Genomic DNA, 20916 nt, shown 5'->3' on the forward strand with positions numbered 1-20916 from the left:
CCATGAAACTCGTGCGTTATGGCCCTGCCGGTCAGGAAAAGCCGGGGCTTGTCGACAAGGATGGCAAGGTTCGCGATCTCTCCGCCCACGTCAAGGATATCGCCGGTGAAGCAATCTCCCCTGCGGGTTTGAAGACGCTTGCTGCTATCGATCCGGCGTCGCTGCCGGAGGTTGCTGTGGAACGCTACGGTGCCTGCGTAACGGGAACAGGAAAATTCATCTGTATCGGCCTCAACTATTCCGATCACGCGGCTGAGACTGGAGCCACCGTGCCGCCGGAGCCAATCATTTTCATGAAGGCGACCTCGGCCATTGTCGGCCCGAATGATAATGTGGAGATACCGCGCGGCTCACTCAAGACCGATTGGGAAGTCGAACTTGGGGTCGTTATCGGCAAACACGCCAAATATGTCAGCGAGGAAGAAGCGCTCGATCACGTGGCGGGATATTGCCTCATCAATGACGTGTCGGAACGCGCCTTTCAGGCGGAACGTCAGGGTCAATGGACCAAGGGCAAGAGCAGCGACACCTTCGGCCCGACGGGTCCGTGGCTTGTTACCAAGGATGAAATTGCCGACCCGCAAAAACTGAAAATGTGGCTGGAGGTCAATGGTCACCGCTACCAGAACGGCTCGACCGAGACGATGGTTTACGGTGTCAAATACCTCGTTTCCTATCTGTCGCAATTCATGAGCCTGCATCCGGGTGATATCATCTCCACAGGTACACCGCCCGGTGTCGGCCTTGGCCAGAAGCCGAATATCTTCCTGAAAGCCGGAGATGTCATGACGCTGGGTATCGAAGGTCTGGGTGAACAAAAACAGACTGTTATTCAGGGTTGACCTGAAAGCCAAATGTGCGTGGTTATGGTTCGTGGTTCGACAAGCTCACCATGAGGGCGAGTGAGGCTGCAACGATAATCGGAAAGGTTGCAAAATTGTGCTCCCTTTCATCACCAATCTCCCTCATGGTGAGCCAATCGAACCACGAACCACACATCCAGACCAAAACCACGCGCAATTGACTGAGCTATAAGCGGCAAAGGGAGTTCCAGATAATGCCATCAACTACAAAAGCCCATCCGCCTCAAAAAGCCCCTGCGGGCGCCAGCAAGGTCCGCTACATCATTCTCGCCATGTGCTTCCTCGGCATTACGATGAATTATCTCGACCGCGCCAATTTGAGCGTGGCCTTGCCCTACATCGATGCCGAACTTAACCTCCAGCTGACCAATGCGGAGAAGGGTCTGATCCTCGGTGCCTTTTTCTGGGCCTATGACGGCATGATGCTGATCGCGGGTTGGTTCACTGATAAAGTCGGTTCACGCCGGTCATTCACCATTGCCGCTGTGTGGTGGTCGGCCTTCACGGCGCTCACCCCGCTTGCCACCAGTTTCTGGGGTTTCTTTGCAGTTCGCTTTGCCCTTGGTGCCGGTGAGGCTCCCGCCTATCCCAGCGCCACCAAGGCCGCATCGCGCTGGTTTCCCAAAAGCGAGCGCGCCTTCGCAACTGCCGTTATCGACTCCGGTTCGCGTGTCGGCACCGTGCTTGCGCTGCCTATTGTGACCGGCATTATTGCCTTGGCGACCTGGCATTACTCTTTTGCGATCCTCGGCGCGCTTGGTCTGGTCTGGGCATTTTTCTGGTATGTGATGTACCGCGACCCGGCCGAACACACCGGTGCCAATGATCTTGAGCGCCAGTACATTACTGATAATGGCGGGCGAACGGATGCAACCGATGATGCGGAGGCAGTGAAAATTCGCTGGATCGATCTTTTCCGCTATCGCACTGTCTGGGGCATGATGATCGGCTTCTTCTGCCTGAACTTCGTTATTTACTTCTTCCTGACCTGGTTCCCGGACTATCTCAAAAATGCACGCGGCCTGAACCTGGCTGAGCTTGGTACATTCGGCATGATTCCGGGCCTGACAGCTGTTTTTGCCGCATGGAGCGCCGGTGCCTGGGCCGACAGGGCCATCCGCGGCGGCGCCGATGTGACAACTGTCCGCAAGATCGTCATGGTTGGTGGATTGTTCGGCGGTGCCGCCATTCTTCCAGCCGCACTGGTGTCATCGCTTTATATGGCGCTTATTTTCCTAGCGATTTCCTATAGCAGCCTCGCCGTTGCCGCCACAGCCATCTGGTCCCTACCTGCTGATGTGGCACCCAGCTCGCATCATGTAGCGTCAATTGGAGGTATCCAGAACTTCGCCTCGAACATTGCCGGTATTATCAGCCCGTTCCTGTTTGGCGCATTGCTCGACCGCTTCCACGGCAACTACACGCCATCCTTTGCCATGGCAGCAGTGATGGCGCTGGTTGGTGCGTTCACCTATGCGTTTATCGTGGGACGTGCGGAGCCTCTGCCAGTGCTTCCACCCCGGAAGTGAGATATTGATAGATTGTTCGTGGTTCGCCCTTCGACAGGCTCAGGATGAGGGGTGCAAAATAAAGCACCCCTCATCCTGAGCCTGTCGAAGGGCGAACCGCGAACCTTTATCGCCACGCGGCAATCAATAGTCTTTTTCGAAAAACACACCGGCGCCCGAGTCGCCATCGCTACCGACAGAGCCCTTGGCTTTCAATTGCGGGGTCACATCAAGATTGATCGTGCCCTTGGTCTTGCCTGCCGCTCCTGCCTCAACTCCGAGATAGACGTTGTCACGGATATAGCGACCAGCTTTGACACCGGCATTGCCTTCGCTGTCCGTCACCACGTCAAGATCATCAAGGCCAGTGCTTTTGCGCAGACTGTCGATCAGGGACGAATTTGATCCACCCGCCAGTTCCGCAGCGGCTGCGGCCAATCGGGCAATCTGCAACGGCGACAGTTCCGTGATGGAGCGGTTGAAGATCAGGCGCGCAAGCACCTCGTCCTGAGGCAATTCCGGCTGCGATGAAAAGGTAATCTTCAGATCGGAAACCCGGCCCTTGACGCCAACATTCACCGTAATGTCACTGCTTTGCGTGCTGGCAACAAAGTTAAGTTCCGGATCAAGATCGCCGACCAATGTAACCTGACCCTCGGTGAAAGTGATGCGTTGGCCCAAGATCTCCAAACGCCCGCGGATCATGTCAAAGCCACCAACGGGCTGGATATTGGTAGCAGGGCCTGTCAGGCGCACCGAACCGCCAAGTTCCGTATCGAGACCGCGACCGCGCACGAAAATCTTGCTGGGCGCTGTCACATTGACATCAAGTCTGACAACGCTGGGCCGTGCGGTGGCCTTTGCGGTGGTCGGCTGATCGGCCTTGGCGCGTTTCAGCGTCTTGGCAACAGCCTTTGGCGTTTTCTTGTGCTTGACATCAATAACCGCAGACGAGCCGCCAAAGCTTTCGGGAACGCTGATTTCCGCACGGTCAATGTTGATGTTACCTGCAATCAGTGGATCACGCGACAATGAACCATTGATGCCGAGCGCCCCGGTCAGCGTGGCGACGACCATATTGCCATCGGCATAGCGTGCCTTGTCGAGCTTGATCTGAATATTGGCAGGGAAATTTGCGGCTGCATCCGTGGAAATAGTGCCGGTCGCACTGACCGTGCCGCCTGTGGAAAGCCCGGCATTGAGTGTGCGGATCGTCACCGTCTGCCCTTCCATGCTGCCAAGCAGGGTAATGCGCTGCAGACGCAGATTGGTTTCCGGGTCTACTATCTCAGCGCCATTGGCGGAGAACATGCCGCGGATCAACGGTTGCTGGAAACTGCCGGAAACCGAAGCGGTTACATCGATATTGCCTTTGGCCTGTGTGCCACGATCAGCAAGGAACCGGTTGGCAAGCGCCAGCGGAATATTGCCCGTTACATTGATGCCGAGGCCGGAACCCGAGACAGGCACATTGCCGCTTGCGGAAACTGTAAAGCCTTGCGGACCATCTGCCTTGGCCGAAGAAAGCGTCAACATGTCATTGGCAAAGCGGCCTGCGGCGGTCAGTTGCAGCGGCGAAAGGCCAGCCTCCTGCAAGGGCTTGGCGGACAGGCCAGAACCTTTGAGGTCGAACTCGGCATTGGGCTTTTGTAGCGTGCCGGTGATACGGCCACGACCGGTGACATTACCGGCCAGATTCTGATCCTTCACCACGCCGTTAAGAGCGCGAAGCGGCAGATTGCCAAGCGTCAGATCAACAGCAAGTTGTCCTGGCGTCAGGGGCACAGAACCTTTCGCAGAGGCATCGAGCCCGTTGGCCCCGGTCAGACGTGCATCGACATTGAGTTGATCGGTGGTCGATGTTCCCTTGGCATCGAGATTGAGACCATCAAGTCCGGCTTTTTTCAGCATGGCAGCGGTGATTGCACGGGCCTGCATATTGAAATTGACATCAGGCTTGTCACGCGTACCGCCAATCTTTGCCGTGCCGTTGATCTCGCCGCCCAAACCCAGATCGGGCTTAACCGTGTTGGCAATATCGAGAGGCAGCTTGTCAATGGCAACCGACAGATCAAGTTTTTCGGCCACGTCACCACGCACAGTCACTTTGCCCTTGCCGATATCGAGAATAATATCGCCAAAGGAAACATTGCTGCCAGCAACATTGATCGCTGCTGGTTGCACCAACCGGGCAGCAAGCGTGCCTTTGGTCAGATCCATATTGGCCAGCGACAGCAGAAAACCCTTCTCGGTCGGTTCAAGCGAACCGCCAACAGACGTTTTCGCACCATTCTTCAATGCGGCGTTGAGCTTGAAATCGGTGGTCTTGCCTTCCTGCGTTGCCTGAGCATCCAGATTGGAAATCTCAATGCCAGCAGCTGAAACAGTGGTTGCCGTCACCGTGCCGTCGGCAGAGGGCACTTTGAAAATATTCTGTGCGGCCAGCGCTATCGCCGCCTTGCCGACAACAACATTGCTTGCCTTCAAGCCATCAATGTCCCCCTTGATGTCGACATTCTGTTGCTCGTCATCATGGGAGAGTGCAATGGCAGCATTGGCCTTGCCTGTTGCTTCCAGAAGGAATAGCGCGGCGGCTGTCGATACATCGCTGGAGGCGAGAGTGAGATTGCCCTGAAGCAGGCCCTTCTTGTCCTGGGTGACATCACCGCGCAAACGCGTTCCACCGGCAATGAACTGCACATTGCTCAGACGTTTTTCATCGTCGTAAAGCGCAAATTCCGTGGCAAGATCAGCACGTACGCCGTCAAGGAAAGCGAGGCCCGATACCCTGCCATCAAGCGCATCCTTGAGGAGTAGTCCATTGAACGAGAATGCGGCTTCGCTGAGCTTGCGTCCTGAAAGCTTGCCATCCGGCACGCCCGCATTGAAAGCCAGGCCGATGATGCCGTCACTGCCACGCGCACTGCCCTTAACCTTCAACGCACCACCGGCCTTCTCGGAAAGGAGGGCAAGATTGGTCAGATCAAGGCCGAAATCGAAATTGGCAGCGCCGGTTGCAAAGGTGCCATTAGCGGTAACGAGCGTCTGCGGGTTTTCAACCCGGAAATTCTTGGCGCTAAGCCCCGCTTGCCCGCGGGCAAGGCCGCCAGTGATGCGGGTTTCGCCTTCAAGCACACGGTCTGCGGAATCGATACCGAGCTTCATGCCAGTGGCATGACCATCCAGCATCAGATCAAAGCCGCCTGTCAGCGCTTCGACGGCACCATTGGCTTTCAGATCGAGCGAACCGGCGACTTCCCGACCAGCCAATTCCGAGAACGGCGCAATGCTTGATGCCTTGACCAGTATGTCACCATTGTAGATGAACTTGTCGATGGTTCCCGCAAGCGAGGTGCTGAATCCGTTGGCGGCAACCAGCGCCTGTTTGAGGTTGACTGGCGTGCCGGCCTTCCAGTCGCCGTTTATCTTCAACTGAATCAATTCGCCCAGCGCCTTGGCAACATCGGCACGTTTGGCCGTGATGCCCGATACATCGCCGGTTACATCATAGGTCAGTGAGCGAGCTGCTGGATTGTCGAGATTTTCCGCCAGCCCTTTGGCAACCAGATTGACCGATTTGGAAGCAAAACTGTTGGTAGTCAGATTGGTCACGTCAACCGTGCTCGACCAGTCATTATTGGCACTCGTGCCAAAGGCGACCGCCAGCACGGCCTTGTCGACAGTCGTCTGACCACCCGCGACAGGCAGAATGACTTTCTTGCCTGTCGGATCGGCAATGGAAGCATTGACTTTCAGACGTCGCAGGAAACCATCATTGGTTGTATCACCCGTCGCATCGACCGACAGGGCGGCGCTCTTGATATTCAAACGATCAAGCGACACACCGCCTGCATCACGCACGACACCATTGACCACAAGCGCGGTGTCGTTACCAAAGAAATCCCGGAAAAGCGGCGGCACCAGCATAGCGATCTGGCCATCGACCGTGCTTTTGAAAGCAAGTCCCTCGCCCTGCCGGTTGATCTGTGTGTTGCCTGTTAATACGCGCTTGCCCGCAGCATCCAATGTCAATTGCAACGCGATGTCGCTGAGCGGTCCGGAACCTTTGAATGACAGCGCGACCGGAGGTCTGCCCTCAATATTGAGAAGGTTGGCGGCGATGCCGTTCTGCGGTTCATTGAGTGAAAGATCAAGGTCGATCTTCTGGGTTGCCTTGGCATAGGCGGCCTTAATGGCGAACTGGCCTCCTGGCCCGTCGAGGCGTTGTACCTTGAGGTTAGAATCCAGTGATCCATCATCAAGCGTGACATTACCCGCAAGCGAAATCTCGGATTTCAACCCGAAGATATTCTCGCCAAAGGCCATGCGTCCAATCTGCAAATCCTGCAAGATGACCGCCAGCGGCAATTCCGGCAGGCTGAAGCCCTTGGTCTCGGGCGAAGGCAGGCTGTTGTCAGGCAATGGCTTGCGAATGATATCGATCCGCTCGGCACCGAGACTGTTGATATCAAGGCGGCCACGCAGCAACGCCAACCTGCTCCAGACAATCTTGGCATTGGTGATACGCAGCCAGATACCTTCGCGATCGGCGATGGTGATACTGCCAATGCTCGCTTCTGACGACAGCACGCCCTGAATGTCTGAAATGACGATCTGTCGATTGGGTGTCGACAGCTGATTTTCGACGAAGCTGAGGAAATAGGATTTCTCTGCCTCGGCGCTATCCTGTGCCAAAGCCGGTGCTGCAAAAAGCAGAAGGAATATGACTGCGAAAATCCGGGTCAAAACGCCTGTCCTATACCAACGTAGAAAGCAAAACTGGGATCATCTGTCTGCCGATCAAGCGGCATTGCCACATCAAGGCGGATCGGGCCGAGACCCGTATTATAGCGGATGCCAGCGCCAACGCCGACACGCAATTGCTGGGCGAAATCCGGAAATGATTCCTCACCAACATAGCCCGCATCAACAAAGGCAACGGCACCAATCGTATTTGTCAGCTTGGCGCGTGCTTCAACAGAACCCTCGACGAGTGATCGTCCGCCGATGACATAATTGTCGCCATTGCGCCGTGCATTTACACCGATGTTGCGATAGGCATAGCCGCGCACCGAACCGCCGCCACCAGCGAAGAACAACTCATCCGAGGGCAATTCGGCAATCTCTGCACCGACGATCGAGCCAAGTTTCAGACGGCTGGCCAGTACAAACCGGTCATCGGTGCCGAAACCGAAATAGGTACGGCCTTCTGCCGTGAGCTTGGTAGCAAAGTTGCCATACTCAACTTCGTAGAAGGGTGAAAGCAGGCCTTCAAGATAATAACCGCGTGCTGGGTCAACCTTGCTGTTGCGGCTGTCATAGGTGAGGCCACCGATCAGCCCAACGGTCAGAAAATTGCGTTTGCCGAAGAAATCGTCCGTGAACTGTGATTTGGCAACATTGGCCGTAAGCTTGCCGGACAACTCATCAGAGAAAATCTGGGTGAACCCAGCATTAGCGGTGATGGACGTTTGCGTATAGGCGTCGAGCACCTTGCGTTCACCGATCAACGACGCGATGAAATCCGTATCGGGCGTATAGACGCCGGGCTTTGTAAAGCTCGCACCAAGCAGATAGCTGTATTCCGACGGATCATAGGACTGGCTGCCAATGCCACCGATTTTGGCATCGATGCGCAGGCGCTCCGCCCGCCCGAACAGGTTGCGCTGCAGCCAGTACGTCTCAAGCCCGACACCATCCAGCGTTGAATAACTACCACCGACACCAAAGCGGCGCAGCTTCTGTTCCTGTACGGCCACGGTGATCGGCAGCAAGCCATCTTTACTAATGGCGTCGCCTTCCTCAATTCGTGCCGAACGGAAGACCTCAAGGCGCGACAGGCGCTTCTTGGCCCTTTCGATCTCGTCCGGATCGTATTCCTGACCGGGTTGCAGACCAGTAATAAACGCGACGAACTCCGGGTCCATGCGCTCGGTGCCCTTGACCTGAACCGGTGCGAAACCAGCTTTCGCGCCGGGATCGGCATCGATGGTCGCATCAATCCGGTTGTTCTCGTGATCGGCCACTACCTCACGGCTGACAATCTTCGCCTTGGGATGCCCCTGCTGGCGCCACGCATCAACTACAAGGCGCTCGGCCTTGACGATGGCGGTGGAGCGGGCAATCTCACCGGCAATATAACCTTCCTTTTCGGGGCTTTCGACAAAGTCCTTTGGATCGAGCGTCGGTGGCGCCATGTTTTTCACACGCGCCGATGCAAACAGAAACTGCGCGCCGGGATCAACCGAGATGACGACTTTGGCAGGCTCAGATAGAACCGCATCGGGTGGAATATCGCTGGCTTCCTTGCCGTCAACCTGAATGCTGATGGTTCCGCCATAGCGGCCATCCGCATAAAGAGCGCCGAGAATGCGCCGGTAGTCGCCCCGCGCCTTGGCGAGCAGTCCCGCCGCGCCGGAGGCTGGTTTTTCCTTGTCGGCAAAAAGGCCTGATGCGCCTTCAACCAGCGTCTTGGTCTGATCATTCGTGGAGGCGGCGGTTTCAACCGTGTATTTCTGAGGATCGGCGATCACCGAATCGGCATCGTCTTCCTTTTTGGCACCCCATAGATGAACGCCGAAAAGATCAAAGGCCTGGGCAGGCGAGACAAAAGCCGTAAGGGCCAGCAATGCGGCACCGAAACAACTGGCCTGTGGGCGCTTGAAGTCCATCAACCAGCAAATTCCCTACACATTAAAACACAAAGACACACCGCAGGAAACGCGCGCACGCCGCCTGCAATTGCTAAAATTCGCCCTTCGAGCTTAAGAAAACGATAACATGTTGGGAAAAGCGGGCCAACCCGCAATGGCGCCCTATGGGCCATGCAACCCAGCATTAGTGGCGTTATAGCCACAAAACCGCGATACAAGCGGGATTGACCGCGCAATCACTTTTTGTGTGGTGCGTGCAATAGTTTACCCGATACCTCCGCCAGCACAGAACTCCGAAGCACATTCACGATTTTTCTCATTCGCGCGCCCTCGATATCGAGTGCGCATTGCGCACTATTTATTGACGAAGTGCATACAGCGCACTATTTTGATGAAAGACATTTTGAATGCCGACCATCGCCAGAATCGGAAATATCAAAATTCAAATTTATGCCGAAGATCATAACCCGCCACACTTTCACGTCATCACACCTGATCGTGAGGCTATCGTTGCCTTGGCGGATCTATCAATTTTGCAAGGCTCGCTTCGCAATGGCGATTACCGGGTTGTGCGTGAATGGGCATTCCAACACAGGAGATTTCTTGAAGATGAATGGAACAGCAGTAATGGATGACGATATTATATCTGTTGGCGCGCCTCTACCTCGCATTGACGAAGCAATTGCTCTCAATGAGAGAAAGGTTCAAATCAGGTGGCGGACCGGCGAAACGCAGATTATCGACACATTGCCCGCCCTCGCAAGCAAACGCATTTTCATTACCCTGCGAACGAATGATGCCCTCTTCTTAACACTCAAAGTCAACGAAGATGGAAATGCAATCGAATGGGAGGATGGCGCAGAACTCTCCGCTATATGGCTTGAGCGCCTCGCCCCGGCCATGTTCGACAATGGTCAGTTCAGAGAGGCCATGGATGAGCTTGGCATGAGTCTTGATGGCATGGCCGCGGCGCTGGAAGTCTCGCGTCGCCTCATTGCAGATTTCCGCAAGGACAAGCCTATCCCCCGGCACATCGCACTCGCCACGCGCTATCTCGTCGAGCACAATAGAAAGAGCGCCTGAAACGACAGGCGCTCTCCCAACAATCTATTCGGCAGCTGCAAGCCAGCCAGTATGCGGCTTGGCATCAACCGGCATGGCAGCGCTGATATGATCAGCAACGATTTCCGCCGTAGCAGCCGAGAGGGTCCAGCCCAGATGACCATGACCTGTGTTGTAGAAGACACCCGGACGCTTGCCCGCACCAACGCGCGGCAGCATGTTCGGCATCATCGGACGCAAACCGGCCCATGGCACGACATTTGACGTGTCCATGCCCGGGAAGAGATCACGGCTCCAATCGACCAGCGGCTTAACGCGGTCATGACGGATGTCACGGTTTTCGCCATTATATTCGGCAGTTCCAGCCACGCGCAGGCGGCCAGCGCCAAGACGGCTGGTGACGATCTTTGCATCATCATCCAGCAGGCTGACCCAAGGTGCCGACTTCTGGCTTTCGGCATCGTCAAGATTGACGGTGATTGAGTAGCCCTTGACCGGATAAATGTTGACGCGGTCGCCCAATTGAGCAGCAAACTTGCGGCTGGCAATACCGGCGCAGATAACAATGGCGTCAAAACGCTCGGTCTCGGTTGCAGAATTGGCAACCGACGCCTTGCCCCATTCGACCACAACGCCGTCGGTTCCATGCTTCAAGGCCGAGACATCGGCATCGCCTATAAAGCGAACACCGTGGCGGATGGCAGCAGCGGCAAGACCGCGTGTGAATTTGTGAATGTCGCCAGTGGAATCGGACGGTGTAAAGAAACCGCCATAGAAAGAGCCATTGAGGGCTGGTTCAATGCTGCGAATTTCCTCATTGGTGACAGCACGGCGGTCAAGACCACCGGCTTCCAGCAGCTTGTTGACCTTAACAGCGTGGTCATAGCCGTATTTCGAGCGGTAAATATGCAGGATGCCGCGCTTCTCCAGATCGAAGTCGATCTTTTCATCGGCGGCAATCTCGAACATGCGCTTGCGGGCTTCGATGGCGAGCCTGGTCGTGGCGATTGTATTTTCTTCGTAATGCGGAATGTTCATCACGAACTCCGCCATCCAGGAATATTTGTGCCAGGAAGGCTTCGGGTTCATCAAAAGCGGCGCGTCCTTGCGCAGCATCCACTTCATGCCCTTGAGCACCGTTGACCAGCTGTTCCACACTTCCGCATTGGAGGCCGACAATTGGCCGCCATTGGCAAAGGACGTTTCCATGGCCGCATAACGGTTGCGATCAAAAACGGTGACGGAATACCCCTGACGGGCAAGCGCATAGGCGGTCGTTACGCCGGTGATACCGGCGCCGATAATGGCGATATGGGTCATGATATAGCAGTCCTCAAGCAACACATGGTTTCAGTTTCGCCGTTCAAAACGGCACGAAACCCCATCTGTCACGGAACCTGAGAGCTTGGCCCTTTGAGCGCCCGCCGGGTGTTTACCACCCATGTCGTCGGCACCGTTTTCCAGTCATATGACCGGGCAGGGCTTTCTCCTTCGGTGGGCACAACCTTTGCAGGCCATACCTCTCTCCAGATGTTCTAGACTATTCTGGTCCTTTTGCCTGAGAGTTTCCGGGGCGGTTGCTCCATCGGCGCCGGTTTTACCGGTCTCTCCCAGATAGTCTGTGCGAACGCGAGATATATATCGCAGTTGCGAGAAGAGAACAACTGGCTAAGAAGCGTTACAGCAATTATGCTTGATTGAAATTGGCATACCCCTCCGGAGGAATTCATGAAGCCTGTCTTTCTGCAACTGCAATGCGCACCCGGCAAGACGTACGAGGTTGCAAAAACCCTGTTCGAACGCGAGATCGTCTCGGAACTCTATTCGACCAGCGGCGAATTTGATCTTTTGGCGAAAGTCTACATTCCTGAAGATCAGGATGTCGGCAAATTCATCAATGAGAACGTGCTCGACATTCCAGGCATTGCCCGTTCATTGACGACACTGACCTTCACGGCGTTCTGACGGGACCGGCTAAAGCGAGACATTACGTCTCGTTTCATGCGCTCCACATCTGCATTATGTAATCAATGCAATAAAACTTGCCATTTCAGGCAACAAAATTCCATTCTTTGCATGGGAGCGCTTTTTCTATAGAGATGCTCCCTCGCCCGTTCTCAGCAGGATTTCGACTATGCCTCCTTATCGTTCACGCACAACCACACATGGCCGCAACATGGCAGGTGCCCGCGGGCTCTGGCGCGCGACCGGCATGAAGGATGAGGATTTCGGCAAACCGATTATTGCTGTGGTCAATTCCTTCACCCAGTTCGTTCCGGGCCACGTTCACTTGAAAGATCTCGGCCAGCTTGTGGCGCGCGAAATCGAGAGCGCTGGCGGCGTTGCCAAGGAATTCAACACAATTGCCGTCGATGATGGCATCGCCATGGGCCATGACGGCATGCTGTATTCGTTGCCATCGCGCGAAATCATCGCTGACAGCGTCGAATATATGGTCAATGCCCACTGCGCCGATGCCATGGTCTGCATTTCCAATTGTGACAAGATCACACCGGGCATGCTGATGGCGGCGCTGCGCCTCAACATACCCGTGGTGTTCGTTTCCGGCGGGCCAATGGAAGCGGGCAAGGTTGTCTGGGATGACAAGGAAAAGAAGCTTGATCTTGTTGATGCCATGGTGGCTGCCGCCGATGACCGCATTTCCGACGAGGAAGTGAAGGCCATCGAGCGTTCCGCTTGCCCAACCTGTGGCTCCTGCTCGGGCATGTTCACCGCCAATTCCATGAACTGCCTGACAGAAGCACTTGGCCTGTCGCTGCCCGGCAATGGATCGACGCTGGCGACCCATGCGGATCGCCGCCGCCTTTTTGTCGAGGCTGGTCATCTGGTCGTTGATCTTGCCCGTCGCTATTACGAGCAGGACGACGAAACGGTTCTGCCGCGCTCCATCGCCTCGTTTGCAGCATTCGAAAACGCCATGACGCTTGATATTGCCATGGGCGGTTCGACCAATACGGTGCTGCATTTGCTGGCCGCTGCCCATGAGGGCGAGGTTGACTTCACCATGAGTGACATTGATCGCCTCTCCCGCCGTGTGCCTGTTCTCTGCAAAGTTGCACCTGCCGTTGCCAATGTTCACATGGAAGATGTGCATCATGCGGGCGGTGTCATGGGCATTCTTGGCGAACTTGACCGTGCGGGTCTGCTCGACACGTCAGTCTATTCCGTGCATGCAGCCAACCTTGGCGCGGCGCTCGACCGCTGGGATGTGGTGCGCAGCAAGAACAAGTCGGTACATGATTTCTTCATGGCCGCACCGGGCGGTGTGCCGACACAGGTCGCATTCAGCCAGGAACGCCGCTTTGCCGATGTCGATCTCGACCGCGAAAAGGGCGTCATCCGCAATCTTGAACATGCCTATTCGAAGGATGGCGGTCTTGCGGTTCTCTATGGCAATCTGGCAGAAGACGGCTGCATTGTGAAAACCGCCGGTGTTGACGATTCGATCCTGAAGTTTTCCGGCCCTGCCCGCATTTTTGAAAGTCAGGACAGCGCTGTTCTGGGCATTCTCAATGGTGGAATCAAGCCCGGTGATATCGTGCTGATCCGCTATGAAGGTCCGCGCGGTGGACCCGGCATGCAGGAAATGCTCTATCCAACCAGCTATCTGAAATCAAAGGGCCTCGGCAAAGCCTGCGCCCTGATTACCGATGGTCGTTTCTCGGGCGGCTCGTCAGGTCTTTCCATTGGCCATGTTTCACCGGAAGCGGCTGAAGGCGGTCTGATCGGTCTGGTACAGGAAGGCGATATCATCAACATCGATATTCCGAACCGCGGGATTCATCTGGCTGTTGACGATGCTGTTCTGGCCGAGCGCCGTGCCCAGATGGAAGCCAAGGGCACTGCCGCGTGGAAGCCTGAGGAAAAGCGCAAGCGCAAGATCACGACGGCATTGCGCGCTTATGGTGCGATGGCAACCAGCGCCGCCAAGGGTGCCGTGCGCCAGATTCCGGATGACTGGAACTAACCTGGATCAAATCCGATCTACTGGAAGCGCGCTTCCAGTAGATCGATATCCCTGACCATCTTCGTGGCAATGGTGCTTTCGAGCCGTCTTGCCCGGACAAGGCGATGAATTTCCTGCCGCTCTGCCCTCAGCGCCGTGATGCGCAGCAGCTTCTCGATCTCTTCACTGCGCGCCACTTCTTCACGCTCTTCGCCCAGATGCATACGTCCATCAATACGCTTGCGATAAAGCTCCATGATGTGGTTGGCGACATCCGTATAAATGTCGGCATCGGCGCGCCCTGATGCGAGATCATGTTGAGCCCGCTCGATTGCCATGATGGCCGCTTCTGCCGCTGCAATACGCGCATAATCCTCTTCCCGCTGGTTCGAGTCCTCCACTGGCAGGTCAATGTTACGAAGCAACCGGGGCAGACCGATACTCGCCATAATGAGCGACAGGATGATCACCCCCGTTGCAAGAAAGATGACGAGATCACGGGCGGGAAACAACGAGCCATCATAAAGAAACAATGGCAACGTCAGAATACCCGCCAGCGTGATTGCGCCACGAACACCGGCAAAGGACATGGTCGCTATGAGCTTCCAGCTCGGTTTGACCACGGCTTCGCCCTGTGCGTTGCGCTTCGCCATGGTGACGCGCCATGAGCCCCAGACCCAGAGAAAGCGCAATGTCGCCAAAACAGCATAAATCACCACGACATAGACAAGCAGCCACCAGGGACTGGACTCGCCCGCCTCCTGTACGTTCTTGACGGCACCGGAGAATATGCCGGGCAGTTGTTCGCCCAGCAGCACAAAGATGGCACCATTGGCGGCGAACTGCGCCGTATCCCAGACGGCTGTGCGGCGCACGCGGGTCAGCGCCATGGATTGTGCAGTGTTCTCGGCATAGCTCATGGTGATACCGGCAGCGACCGCGGCAAGGATGCCCGATGCATGCACATGTTCTGCCAGAAGATAAGCGCCGAACGGAATGAGCAGGCTAATGAGGATTTGCGAGCCGCTCTCCTCACCCAGTTTACGCGCCAGAAAGGCCTTGCCGCGTGTGACGCCGAGGGTGACACCGATGCCGATGGCAATACCGGCAAAAGCGAGCCACAGGAAGGTGAAGAAGGCCTCGGTGATCGAGAAACTGCCTGTTAGCATCGCAGCGACTGCAAAGCGCATGCATACGAGACCGGACGCGTCGTTGAGAAGAGATTCCCCTTCAAGAATATGCATCATGCGGGAGGGGATCGGCACACGGGCGGCAATGGCCGACACCGCAATTGGATCTGTTGGCGAGACGATTGCAGCCAAGGCAAATGCCACCGGCAGCGGCACAGATGGAATCATCCAATGCACGAAGAAACCGACGCCGATGACCGTAAAGATGACAAGGCCAAGCGCCATTTCCAGAATGATGCCCTTATCCCGGAAAAGCCCTTCTTTGGGTATACGCCAGCCATCAAGAAACAGGAGCGGCGGCAGGAACAACAGGAAGAAAATGTCTGGATCAAGCTGAACGCGAATGGTGGTAACCGAAGCAATCGCCGCGCCAAGACCGATCTGCACCAACGGCAGCGGTACAGCCAAAGGCAGTATGCGCACGATGGAGTCACTGACCACAACGGCCAATAACATCAGCAGGACGATGGTGATTGTTTCCACGGCGAATCCATTTGGATTGTCGGAATAGGATGAAGGAAAGGCCGGTGCTTTGTCGAGGTGAACCTTGGCAACTTTGCGCCCAGATCGTGCCTATTGGGTGAAATGCCGCCGGGACCAGACATTTTCGTGACAATCAATTTTACGTTTACGTCAATGTAATACTTGCAAGCGCATCGCCTATCGCCATAGATAGGATTGTTGAGTAGCATGGCAAAGGTTGGAGGACCGAAAGCCAGCTACAAGGAAACCATCAGGGGAGGTTAATGTGGCAAAAGAGACAACGCCGGTAAAAACATCCGTGACAGCCAAGCGCGCCAGTACAAAGGCAGCGCCAGCCAAAACGGCGAAGCCCGCCGTCACGACTGTAAAAGCCGCCGCGAAAAAACCCGTCGGCGAGGTCAAGACAACTGCAAAGGCCGTGAAACCAGCAGCAGTAAAACCAGTTGCCAAAACGACACCAGCAAAATCAGTTTCGAATACAAAGACCGCAGCGCCTGCTATCGCAAAAACAACCAAGCCCGCACCGAAGCCCAGCGCGTCGGCTGAGCCAGTGGCAAAAGCTGCATCTGCCAAACCTGCCGCCATAAAGAAAGCCACAAAGGCAACGACACCTGCTGTCAGCGACGTCAAACCCGCAGCGAAGGCTGCTCCAAAGGCAACAGCCAAGGCAAAGAGCACAGGGCCTGCAAAGGTGACGGCGAAGGCCGCGACCAAAGCAGCGCCGGCACCAAGCCCGACGCCAGTGGCAGCAACAAAGCCCGCTGCGAAGAAAGCCCCTGCAAAGAAGACACCAGCGCCCGCAGCATTGAAAGCTGCTACGCCAGTTGCGCAGGAAGCCAAACCTGCCGCAAAACCCAAAGCTGCACCAAAAACCGCAACCAAGGCAAAGAGCACAGAACCTGCAAAAGTTACCGCGAAAGCTGCGGCCAAAGCAGCACCGGCGCGAAGCCCGGCGCCAGTGGCAGTAACACAGCCTGCCGTGAAGAAAACAGCGACAAAGGCCAAAACTGCTGCCCCCGCTGCTGCCAAGGCTGCGCCCGCAAAAGCCGCATCTCTGGCAAAAATACCTGAGCCGAAATTATGGGTCAAATCCTATCCTGAAGGCGTTCCCGCCGAAATCGGACCGCTACCTTACGAGAATATCAACGAACTCTTTACGGCAGCCTATAAGAAATACGCCAACCGGCCGGCTTTCACATGCATGGGCAAAGCCATGTCCTATGCGGAAATGGATCGTCATTCCCGCGATCTCGGCGCTTGGCTGCAGTCACGCGGACTGGTCAAGGGTGATCGCGTTGCCGTTATGATGCCGAACATCCTGCAATACCCGGTCGCCATTGCGGCGATCCTGCGTGCAGGTCTGACGGTCGTCAACATCAACCCGCTTTATACGCCGCGAGAGCTTGAGCACCAGTTGAAAGACAGTGGCGCCAAGGCCATTATCATTCTGGAAAACTTTGCGATAACGCTGCAAAAGGTTCTGACGGCAACACCGATCAAGCACATTGTTGTCGCGACCATGGGTGATATGCTGGGTCTCAAGGGCCACATCGTCAATCTGGTGGTGCGGCGCGTCAAGAAGATGGTGCCAGCCTGGACCCTGCCCGGCCATACATCATTCAAGACGGCTCTTTCGCAAGGTGCAGGCCTTACCCTGAAGCCGGTTGAGATCAAAAGCAACGATGTTGCCTTCCTGCAATATACTGGCGGTACGACAGGTGTTTCCAAGGGCGCCGTCCTGATGCACAGCAACATTGTGGCCAATGTCACGCAGATGCGCTTTTGGGTTGAGGTCGGTTTCAAAAAGAAGGGTCGCCCTGATAATCTGACCTTCATTTGCGCGCTGCCGCTCTATCATATTTTCGGCCTCACCGTGAATGCGATGATCAGCATGGAGCTTGGCGGCAACAATATCCTGATCCCCAATCCGCGTGATATTCCCGCCTTCGTCAAGGAATTGCAGAAGGTGCCGATCCACGTCTTCCCCGGCCTCAACACGCTGTTCAACGGCCTTCTCAACAATGAGGATTTCCGCAAGCTGAATTTCACGGGTCTTGTCCTGTCGCTGGGTGGCGGTATGGCCGTGCAAAGGCCGGTTGCGGATCGCTGGTATGAAGTGACCGGCAACCTGATCACGGAAGGTTTCGGCCTTTCCGAAACCTCGCCTGTTGCCTCGGCCAACCGGCTGGATGCGACGGAATTCTCCGGGACGATCGGTACACCGCTTCCATCCACGGACTTCTCCATTCGCGACGATGATGGCAAGGAACTGCCACTGCTGGAGGTTGGCGAAATCTGTATTCGCGGACCTCAGGTCATGGCCGGTTACTGGAACCGCCCGGATGAAACGGCAAAGGTCATGACATCGGACGGCTTCTTCCGTTCCGGCGATATGGGCTATATGGACGAGCGCGGCTACACCAAGATTGTTGATCGCAAGAAGGACATGATCCTGGTCTCCGGTTTCAACGTCTATCCGAATGAAATCGAAGAAGTGGCCATGGAACATCCCGGCGTGCGCGAAGCGGCGGCGATTGGTGTTCCCAACGAGCATTCCGGCGAGGTGGTCAAACTCTTCATCGTGCGCAAAGATCCGCTGCTGACCGAAGACGCGATCAAGGCATTCTGTGCCGAGCGACTGACCAATTATAAGCGTCCCCGAACCATTGAGTTCCGTGACGAACTGCCGAAAAGCAATGTTGGTAAAATCCTGCGGCGCGAGTTGCGCGGCTGACAAACACCAGAAAGCCGCCCCGTGCGGCTTTCTTCTTTTTTGATGTATCCTAATTTTTAAATGGGTTGGCCGACATCAATCCGGTTGCCGTCGAGGTCCTCGAAAACAAAGGCCCGTAAACCATAGTCCTTGTCCTTCAGCCCCTTGATGATACGCAATCCCTGTGCCTGACAAATCGCGTGCAACGCGTCGACATTATCAACCATCATATGGATGACATTGAAGGGCGCGGCCTTGTGGTCTTTCTGCAGGGTGAGATGCAGTTCGGCATTATCGCGCTTCAAAATCATGAAACCAACAGGGCTGCCATTCTGGAAGGTTTTAGTGAAGCCAAGAACCCCAGTGTAAAAATCATGAGCGCGGGCCATATCACCGACGGGTAACATGGCAGCGATGCGGCCGAAATGAATGGAATTGGCGGGAGTGTCGTTCATGTCATAACCTCATGGTTTGAAGGCCCACAGGCTTTACCGGACGGTGCCGGATCAAGCCGCTGCTTTCGTCAATCAGATCATGAGACGGTGCCCACACATCGTTCCTATACATTGCCGCGTTGGTTCACTCAATGCTGCTTTTGCATCCATCAAAACATATCCGCTGCAACAAGGAGCATCAACCTGTCACATCAATCAGAATTACTGTGATTTAGCCCGCCCTGCCAGAAAATCCGGCAGATCGGCAATCGAACCCAGAATGACATCGCTTAACGAAGCAAGATCATCAAGCGTGCTGTTGCCGGAGAGCACACCCACGGCAAGGCCTGCACCGGCAGCATGGGCCATTTCCAGATCGTGCCCATTGTCACCAACCATGGCGATAGCGCTGGCATGAAACCCCGTCTTTGCGGCAAACAGCTCCAACTGGTCCGCATGGGGTTTTGCTCGCGCCACGGAATCATAACCGATGATGACCGAAAAGAGCGTTGTGAGCCCCAAGGCTTCGGCGGTTGCGCGCGCGCCGGCCTCGGAATCATTCGTGGCGATGCCAAGGATAAAACCCTGCGCGGCCAACTTTTCCAGCGTCTCACGCAATCCATCAATGCCTACAGCGCGGCGCGATCCCTCACGCACCGCATATTCGTCATAGGCACGGATACGCTCGCGCTTTTCTTCCAGCGTCAATTCCGGGTGCCAGAGATCGACAATGTCGTTGATCGTTCCGGCGGCCACCACAGAGCCACCGCGGAAACGCTCCATCTCCCAGTCATAGCCACCAGCTTCGACCAGGGCGCGTGCGCGGCCCTCGTCCCCGCCTGCGGCTTTGTGGGCGAGTTCCATGGTTATGCCGAACCATGTGCGATTGAAATCAACGAGTGTGCCATCCTTGTCAAACAGGATGGCGCGGATTTCCGAAGGTTGAGCGCGGGCCATCAGGCTTCCAGTGACCCGGGTCGCGCCTGTTCGGAACGCTTGGCGCCCAAGAGCTTGAGAAGATCATCACCCCGGCGTGTATACCTATGGCTGCGGCGCGTGAGAATGCGGCCTGCCTGCGGGGCTGTCAGCGTGATATCGCCCGAGGGATCACCCGGTATGGTGACAATCGTGACCAGTTTCGCACCCGCCTCGACTTTATCGCCGATATCAACGTGAAACAGGATCATGCCGCCCTGCGGCGCGCGGACCATTTCAACGTTCTCGAGTGGTGTGACCGGTCCCTTGAAATCGACAGTCAGCTTGACGGCAGGATCAGTGACCACACCACGATGCACAAGGAACCGGTAAAGGCCTTCCGCATCGGCTTTGCCGGTAGCGATATCGACATCGCTCAACCCGCGAAACTCAATAGTTGTAACAGCGCGACGTTTTACGTCACGCTTGGCTTCCGGCAGTTGCAGAACCGGGTGGGCGCATGCTTCTTCAAAGGCAGCATCGGCAGTGCTGTTCCATGACAGAATAGCTGTTGAGCCCAGCGCCGCAGCGAGATCATACATTTCGGGCAGGAATGCCTGATGGATATAGAGATAATTTTCGCTTTCATCATCGCAGTGCAGGTCGAGCACGATTTCATGCGGTAGCGCCAGACGCAGCAAGTGTGCTTTCAATCGTTCAGCCAGAGATTTCGGGCCATCGATGGGAACAAGCCCTGAAGTATCGAACGTGTCGAGCAGCGGGAATGAACGATTGAAATTGACGCTGGAAAAGAATTCAAACCGGCCCAGATGCTGATGCGACTGCCACTGCGCCGAGCCAACTGGGTTGGCCTGCGGAACCACTGTAATGTTACCGGATATCCGACCTTCCTTCTCAGCTTTTTCCAGCATGGGAATGAGAAAATGCAAGGCAGCCTGTCCGGGCAGTTCGGAGCCATGGAGGGAGGATTGCAGATAGGCGCTGACCGCCTTTTCATCCTTGCCCGTAAAACGCAGCACGCGCAGTTCAATATGGTTGCCCGGCACATCGCCAGCCAGCTGAATAGTCTCGGTTTTCATCAATGCTTTCCCGGTTCCTCAAATCCGG

14 protein-coding genes and 1 riboswitch are annotated in these 20916 nt (G+C 55.8%); of the genes, 7 read left to right on the forward strand and 7 right to left on the reverse strand.

The window, feature by feature from the left end:
- The first annotated feature begins 2 nt into the window (after positions 1-2).
- Complete coding sequence (locus tag FHW17_RS02385; protein ID WP_113095225.1) at positions 3-842, forward strand: fumarylacetoacetate hydrolase family protein; 840 nt, start codon at positions 3-5, stop codon at positions 840-842.
- Positions 843-1057: 215 nt separating this feature from the next.
- Positions 1058-2392, forward strand: a complete 1335-nt coding sequence (locus FHW17_RS02390) for an MFS transporter (protein WP_182509139.1) — start codon at positions 1058-1060, stop codon at positions 2390-2392.
- 123 nt (positions 2393-2515) lie between these two features.
- Here the strand turns inward: FHW17_RS02390 and FHW17_RS02395 are convergent, their stop codons facing one another.
- Complete coding sequence (locus FHW17_RS02395) at positions 2516-7117, reverse strand: translocation/assembly module TamB domain-containing protein (RefSeq protein WP_182509140.1); 4602 nt, start codon at positions 7115-7117, stop codon at positions 2516-2518.
- Positions 7114-9042, reverse strand: coding sequence for an autotransporter assembly complex family protein (locus tag FHW17_RS02400; protein ID WP_182509141.1), 1929 nt, complete (start codon positions 9040-9042; stop codon positions 7114-7116). The genes FHW17_RS02395 and FHW17_RS02400 overlap by 4 nt, the downstream gene beginning before the upstream one ends.
- 389 nt (positions 9043-9431) lie before the next feature.
- Here FHW17_RS02400 and FHW17_RS02405 point away from each other — a divergent pair, with 389 nt between their 5' ends.
- Positions 9432-9659, forward strand: coding sequence for a DUF4160 domain-containing protein (locus tag FHW17_RS02405; RefSeq protein WP_091879120.1), 228 nt, complete (start codon positions 9432-9434; stop codon positions 9657-9659).
- Positions 9652-10107 (forward strand): DUF2442 domain-containing protein, encoded by a 456-nt coding sequence (locus FHW17_RS02410; protein WP_112522647.1) that lies wholly within the window; start codon positions 9652-9654, stop codon positions 10105-10107. The genes FHW17_RS02405 and FHW17_RS02410 overlap by 8 nt, the downstream gene beginning before the upstream one ends.
- 24 nt (positions 10108-10131) lie before the next feature.
- Here FHW17_RS02410 and FHW17_RS02415 read toward each other — a convergent pair whose 3' ends face one another.
- Complete coding sequence (locus FHW17_RS02415; RefSeq protein WP_112523076.1) at positions 10132-11406, reverse strand: D-amino acid dehydrogenase; 1275 nt, start codon at positions 11404-11406, stop codon at positions 10132-10134.
- 216 nt (positions 11407-11622) lie between these two features.
- Positions 11623-11709, reverse strand: a riboswitch (glycine riboswitch).
- A 105-nt stretch (positions 11710-11814) separates the two neighbouring features.
- Between FHW17_RS02415 and FHW17_RS02420 the strand changes: the two genes are divergently transcribed.
- On the forward strand, positions 11815-12051 hold the full coding sequence (locus FHW17_RS02420) for an Lrp/AsnC ligand binding domain-containing protein (RefSeq protein WP_112522648.1): 237 nt from the start codon (positions 11815-11817) through the stop codon (positions 12049-12051).
- A gap of 169 nt (positions 12052-12220) precedes the next feature.
- Positions 12221-14074, forward strand: coding sequence for a dihydroxy-acid dehydratase (ilvD, locus tag FHW17_RS02425; RefSeq protein WP_112522649.1), 1854 nt, complete (start codon positions 12221-12223; stop codon positions 14072-14074).
- Positions 14075-14091: 17 nt separating this feature from the next.
- Here the strand turns inward: ilvD and FHW17_RS02430 are convergent, their stop codons facing one another.
- Positions 14092-15726 (reverse strand): Na+/H+ antiporter, encoded by a 1635-nt coding sequence (locus FHW17_RS02430; protein ID WP_112522650.1) that lies wholly within the window; start codon positions 15724-15726, stop codon positions 14092-14094.
- A gap of 1054 nt (positions 15727-16780) precedes the next feature.
- On the opposite strand from FHW17_RS02430, the gene FHW17_RS02435 reads away from it, so the two are divergent.
- The gene (locus FHW17_RS02435) at positions 16781-18460 is read left to right on the forward strand and encodes a long-chain fatty acid--CoA ligase (RefSeq protein WP_246706738.1); all 1680 of its coding nucleotides are present in this window, start codon (positions 16781-16783) and stop codon (positions 18458-18460) included.
- 56 nt (positions 18461-18516) lie between these two features.
- Here FHW17_RS02435 and FHW17_RS02440 read toward each other — a convergent pair whose 3' ends face one another.
- The 3 genes from FHW17_RS02440 to FHW17_RS02450 all read right to left on the reverse strand — a co-directional run bounded on the left by FHW17_RS02440 (position 18517) and on the right by FHW17_RS02450 (position 20888).
- Complete coding sequence (locus FHW17_RS02440) at positions 18517-18894, reverse strand: glyoxalase superfamily protein (protein ID WP_113095230.1); 378 nt, start codon at positions 18892-18894, stop codon at positions 18517-18519.
- Between the two features lie 201 nt (positions 18895-19095).
- Positions 19096-19830: an HAD family hydrolase gene (locus tag FHW17_RS02445; RefSeq protein WP_182509142.1), complete on the reverse strand. Its 735-nt coding sequence runs from the start codon at positions 19828-19830 to the stop codon at positions 19096-19098.
- Positions 19830-20888, reverse strand: coding sequence for a succinylglutamate desuccinylase/aspartoacylase family protein (locus FHW17_RS02450; RefSeq protein ID WP_182509143.1), 1059 nt, complete (start codon positions 20886-20888; stop codon positions 19830-19832). The genes FHW17_RS02445 and FHW17_RS02450 overlap by 1 nt, the downstream gene beginning before the upstream one ends.
- Between the last annotated feature and the right edge of the window lie 28 nt (positions 20889-20916).

The organism is Phyllobacterium sp. P30BS-XVII (genome assembly GCF_014138335.1).
GTDB classification, from domain to species: domain Bacteria; phylum Pseudomonadota; class Alphaproteobacteria; order Rhizobiales; family Rhizobiaceae; genus Phyllobacterium; species Phyllobacterium meliloti.